We start from the raw sequence: 4883 nt of genomic DNA, 5'->3' as shown, positions 1-4883 counted from the left end.
GGGCGGGGGAGGCGGCGGAGCTGACCGACCCGTCCGGGATGGGCGCCTTCACCTGGCTGGTCCAGCCGGCCGGGATCCCCGCGCCGCTCGGCTGACCCGGCTCACGCGCCGGCTCACTTGTCGACGTCGCCGACCACGAAGAAGAACGAGCCGAGGATGGCGACCATGTCGGAGACCAGCGTGCCGGGGAGCAGTTCGCTCAGCGCCTGGATGTTGTTGAACGACGCGGAGCGCAGCTTCATCCGGTACGGCGTCTTCTCGCCCTTGGACACCAGGTAGTACCCGTTGATGCCGAGCGGGTTCTCCGTCCAGGCGTAGGTGGCGCCCTCCGGCGCCTTGAGCACCTTGGGCAGCCGCTGGTTGATGGGCCCCGGGGGCAGGGCGGTGAGCCGGTCGAGGCAGGCGTCGGCGAGGTCGAGCGCGTTCTTCGCCTGGTCGAGCAGCACCTCGAAACGGGCCAGGCAGTCCCCGGCGTCCCGCGTCACCACCCGCAGCACGTCGCCCAGCTCGCCATAGGCCAGGTACGGCTCGTCGCGCCGCAGATCGAAGTCGACGCCGCTGGCCCGCGCGATGGGCCCCGAGACGCCGTAGGCGTGGACCGTCCCGGGGGAAAGGACGCCGACGCCGCGCGTCCTGGCGCGGAACACCTCGTTGCCGAGCACCAGGTCGTCGAAGCGCGTCATCCGGCCGCGTACCGCCGTCACCGCCTGCCGCGCCCGGTCGGTCCAGCCCGCCGGGAGCTCGTCCTTGAGCCCGCCGACGCGGTTGAACATGTAGTGCATGCGCCCGCCGGAGACCTCCTCCATCACCTGCTGGAGGTCCTCGCGCTCGGTGAACGCGTAGAAGATCGGGGTGATGCCGCCCAGCTCCAGCGGATAGGAGCCGAGGAACATCAGGTGGTTCAGCACCCGGTTCAGCTCGGCGAGCAGCGTGCGCAGCCACACGGCGCGCTCCGGCACCTCCATGCCGAGCATCCGCTCGACCGCGAGGACCACGCCCAGCTCGTTGGCGAACGCCGACAGCCAGTCGTGCCTGTTGGCCAGGACGATGATCTGCCGGTAGTCGCGCGCCTCGAAGAGCTTCTCCGCGCCCCGGTGCATGTAGCCCACCACCGGCTCGGCGTGCGAGATGAGCTCCCCGTCGAGCGTCAGACGCAACCGCAGCACCCCGTGGGTCGCCGGGTGCTGCGGGCCGATGTTGAGCACCATGTCGGTGGACTCGCCGGTGCCGGCGGCGCCACCCCCGATGCCGACCGTCGTGTGCGTGGTGCCCGTGGTCTCCGCCATCACGTCTCCCAGGTCCGCCCCGCTCGGGCTGTCCGCCGTCCCGCGCCGTCCATCCGTCCGTCCGGCGACAGTCTGTCACCCTCTCCCGCTTCCCGTGCCGGGTGGAACTCGTAAGCTTCTGGGCATGGACACGGTGGCAGAGGGACCGCGACCGGACGGGGGGTCCGAGGTGGCCGACGAGGACTGGCGTTCGGTCCAGCCGGCGCTGCTGCGGATGCGGCGGCTGCTGCTCGCGTGCTGGCTGGCCCCGCTGGTGCTGGTCGCCGCCGTGCTGCCGCCGCTGCTCGGCGCGGGGGTCTGGGCGCTGCTGGCGGCGGTGCCGCTCGGCCTCGCGCTGTGGGGCTGGCGGGCACTGGGCCGCAACTGGCGCTCCTGGCGCTATCTGGAACGCGACGACGACCTGCTGATCAGCCGCGGCGTGCTGTGGCGGCAGCTCACGGTGGTGCCCTACGGGCGGATGCAGCTGGTCGAGGTCACCTCGGGGCCGCTGGAGCGGAAGTTCGGCCTGGCGCGGCTCCAGCTGCACACCGCCGCGGCGGCCACCGACGCGACGATCCCCGGGCTGACCCCGCCGGACGCCGAACGGCTGCGCGATCGGCTCACCGAGCTGGGCGAGGCCCGTTCGGCGGGGCTGTGACATGGAGGGCGACACGACGGACTTCCCGGCGGGGCAGGGCAAGCGGCTCCACCCGCTGACGCCGTGGCGCCGGGCCTGGGCGCCGCTGGCCGGCCTCTTCGCGGTGGCGGTGCAGAACGCGGAGAACATCAGGTCGTGGACCGACTCGCTCGGCCTGCTGTGGCTGCTGGCGGCGCTGGCCGGGATCCTGCTCTGCGCCGCGGGCTACGGCTGGCTGTCCTGGCGCGTGACCCGTTACCTGGTCACCGACACCGAGCTGCGCATCCGCACGGGACTCCTCTTCCGCCGCACCGCGCACCTGCGCGTGGACCGCATCCAGAGCATCGACATCACCCGGCCGCTGCTGGCACGGGCCCTGGGCGTGGCCAAGCTGAAGATGGACGTGGTCGGCTCGGGGTCGGCCGACGAGCTGGCGTTCCTCGACGAGAACGAGGCGCGCGACCTGCGCGCCGAGCTGCTGGCCCGCGCCGCGGGCATCGCGCCCGAGGCCGCCCCCACGGCGGGCGAGGCCCCGGCCAACGAGCTGTACCAGGTCGAGTCCAGGACCCTGGCGTGGGCGCTGGCCCTGCTCGGCACCGCGTGGGGGTTCGTGCTGGTGGCGGCGGTGGTGACCCCGCTGATCTGGGCCGCGACCTCCAGCTTCTTCGCCGCCGCGCTGGTGCTGCTGCCCATGCTCGCGGCGGTCTGGCGCACCAGCCTGGGCAGCTTCCTGACGCAGTACGGCTGGACGGTGAGCGAGTCGCCCGACGGGCTGCGGCTCGACCACGGCCTGCTGCAACGGGACCACGCCACCGTTCCGCCGGGCCGCGTGCAGTCGGTGCGGCTGGTGGAGCCGCTGCTGTGGCGCCCGCGCGGCTGGGTGCGGGTGGAGCTCGCCGTCGCGGGGGCGGGCAACGAGGGCGACCTGCTGCTGCCGGTGGCGCCGCGGGCGGTGGCCGCCGCGCTGATCGCGCGCATCCTGCCGGAGGTGGACATCGACGCGGCGGTGGCCTCGGTCCGGCCCTCGCCGAGCCGGGCCCGCTGGGCGGTGCCGCTGTGGCGCGTGGGGTACGGGCACGGGGTGACGGAGTCGGTGTTCGTCGCGCGCCGGGGGCGGCTGCGCCGGGAGCACACGCTCGTACCGCACGCCAAGGTGCAGAGCGTGCGGCTGACGCGGGGGCCCTGGTCGCAACGGCTCGGGCTCGCGGACATCAAGGTCGACCACGGGGCCAACGGCACGGCGACGGCGCGCCTCCAGGACGCGGACTCCGCGGCCCGCGAGGTCGCGCTCCAGGCCGACCGCTCCCGCCTCGGCCGCCGCACCGCGGCCCCCGAACGCTGGCTGACCGGCCCCCCCACCTGACGGCTCGCGCCACGGGACGGCCCCTGGCCGAGAGGTCGCCGCCCCGGACGGCGCGCCCCCCCGGCGGCCCGTCGCGGCGCGCCCGCCCCGGCCGCTCAGCGTCAGCTCCGGCGGCTCCGGCAGCTCTCCCGCCGGCACGACCGGGCCGGCGGGCGGAGCGGGGTCAGCGCTTCCCCGCCTCCACCAGCTTCAGCAGGGCCTCGGCCGCCGTCTTCACCCCGGCGGCGTCCCCCGGGAGCTGGAACAGGCCGCGCGCCCCCCAGCCGGGGGACACGTTGTACTTGGTGCCGTTCACCGTCAGGACCACCGACTTGCCGCGCTGGAAACGCGCCATGGCGGCCCCCACCTCCGCGAGGGGCGCCTCGGCGATGGGCTGCCGGTCGCTGCCGAGGAGCGACAGCACGCCCTGGTCGATGACGACGAAGCCGTGCTGGGCCAGCGGGCGCAGCCCGCGCGCAATCTGCACCTCGTCGAAGACGTACTCGGGCCGACGGTCGCTCGTCACACGGCCCCCCGCTGCTCGACGGCCTCCGCCTCGACGCCGGAGCCCGCCGGGGCCAGCGTCAGCGTCATCGCCATCTCGTCGGCCGTCTCGGCCATTTCGGCGCCGATGATCGGGCTGTTCCACTCGATGGTCATCTCGACCACGCGGTCGGGCAGCCCCGGCGGCAGGATGTAGTAGGTCATGGCCTCGGAGATCAACTGCCGGTTGTCCTCCTTGGGCTCGCTGAGCAGGACCTCGTGCACCCGGACCGCGGGCCCGGCGGGCAGTTCCATGTCGGAGACCAGCGGCGGCCGCATGCGGTTGGGCCGCGGCTCCATGGCGATCCCGGTCACGGTCTTCAGGTCGCGCCCCTGCTCGGGCGGCGCCCAGGGCGCGACATACGCCGTGATGGAGACCAGCGGCCTGGCCTCGTTGGGGAATTCCGGCACGAAGACGACCATCGGCCGCGCGTCCCGCTTCCGCGCCTCCTCGTGGATGTGCCGCAGTTCCGGGTAGACGGCCTCCGCGTACAGCTGGTCGAGCTCGCCGCCCCGGTCCGCGATCTCCTGCGCCAGCCGCTCGGCGCCGTCCTCGGCGCGCACGTCGAGCTGGTGCCAGTCCAGGCCGGGGTAGTCGAACCCGGCCTCCCACTTCTCTTCAGCCACGATGCAACTCTTTCGCTGTCTTCCGCCGGTCTCTCACTACGCGCGCCCCCGCTCGGGACGAACCCGGGGAACGCGGGCGGCCCGCCGTCCTCGACGGCGCCCCGGCCCGCGGAGCACTCCGCGGGCCGGGGGCCGTTCACCGGACGGCGGGGCGGAACTCACGGGTAGTTCGCCGTCGGGGCCTGGGCCTCCGACGGGTTGTACTCGAAGTCGCCCACGTCGGCGGAGTCGCCCACGAGGACCTGCTCGCCGCCCAGGTCGAGCGACGGGAGCTGGAGCTGCTCCCCGCCCTCCCGGAAGGCGCCGTACTGGCCCGCGCCCGCGCCCACGGCCTGGGAGCCGAGTTCGAGCCCGGCCGCGCCGCTGAGCCCGAGGTACGGGGCGCCGCCGCCCGCCGCGCGGCCCAGGGCCATGGCGTCCGCCGCGCCGTCGGCCGCGCCGAAGAACTGGTGCATCCCGCCCTGGAGCC

At 74.4% G+C, this 4883-nt stretch carries 6 protein-coding genes; 2 read left to right on the top strand and 4 right to left on the bottom strand.

All coding sequences use genetic code 11. The features are described from left to right. Positions 1 to 113: 113 nt before the first annotated feature. A complete protein-coding gene (locus ADY01_RS32805) occupies positions 114 to 1286 on the bottom strand; it encodes an NADH-quinone oxidoreductase subunit D (RefSeq protein ID WP_049580390.1) in 1173 nt (390 codons plus the stop codon). 124 nt (positions 1287 to 1410) lie between these two features. Between ADY01_RS32805 and ADY01_RS32800 the strand changes: the two genes are divergently transcribed. Together ADY01_RS32800 and ADY01_RS32795 are read left to right on the top strand one after the other, a co-directional pair. Further along, entirely contained in the window at positions 1411 to 1923 is a 513-nt protein-coding gene (locus ADY01_RS32800; RefSeq protein ID WP_049580389.1) for a PH domain-containing protein, read from the top strand. 1 nt (position 1924) lies between these two features. Beyond that, positions 1925 to 3265: a PH domain-containing protein gene (locus tag ADY01_RS32795; RefSeq protein WP_049580388.1), complete on the top strand. Its 1341-nt coding sequence runs from the start codon at positions 1925 to 1927 to the stop codon at positions 3263 to 3265. A 163-nt stretch (positions 3266 to 3428) separates the two neighbouring features. Here ADY01_RS32795 and ADY01_RS32790 read toward each other — a convergent pair whose 3' ends face one another. The 3 genes from ADY01_RS32790 to ADY01_RS32780 all read right to left on the bottom strand — a co-directional run. After that, entirely contained in the window at positions 3429 to 3770 is a 342-nt protein-coding gene (locus ADY01_RS32790; RefSeq protein ID WP_049580387.1) for a hypothetical protein, read from the bottom strand. Next, positions 3767 to 4414 (bottom strand): hypothetical protein, encoded by a 648-nt coding sequence (locus ADY01_RS32785; RefSeq protein WP_049580386.1) that lies wholly within the window; start codon positions 4412 to 4414, stop codon positions 3767 to 3769. The genes ADY01_RS32790 and ADY01_RS32785 overlap by 4 nt, the downstream gene beginning before the upstream one ends. A gap of 158 nt (positions 4415 to 4572) precedes the next feature. Beyond that, positions 4573 to 4883 (bottom strand): hypothetical protein (locus ADY01_RS32780; RefSeq protein WP_049580385.1); only part of this gene is annotated, 311 nt, incomplete at its 5' end.

The organism is Streptomyces sp. SBT349, assembly GCF_001083795.1.
Classification (GTDB): Bacteria; Actinomycetota; Actinomycetes; order Streptomycetales; family Streptomycetaceae; genus Streptomyces.
This window is presented reverse-complemented; position numbering and strand designations above follow the sequence as displayed.

Bases quoted from the DNA above. Each gene is read 5' to 3' on its own strand.
- ADY01_RS32805 (WP_049580390.1), bottom strand. From the start codon at position 1,286: ATGGCGGAGACCACGGGCACCACGCACACGACGGTCGGCATCGGGGGT.
- ADY01_RS32800 (WP_049580389.1), top strand. From the start codon at position 1,411: ATGGACACGGTGGCAGAGGGACCGCGACCGGACGGGGGGTCCGAGGTG.
- ADY01_RS32795 (WP_049580388.1), top strand. From the start codon at position 1,925: ATGGAGGGCGACACGACGGACTTCCCGGCGGGGCAGGGCAAGCGGCTC.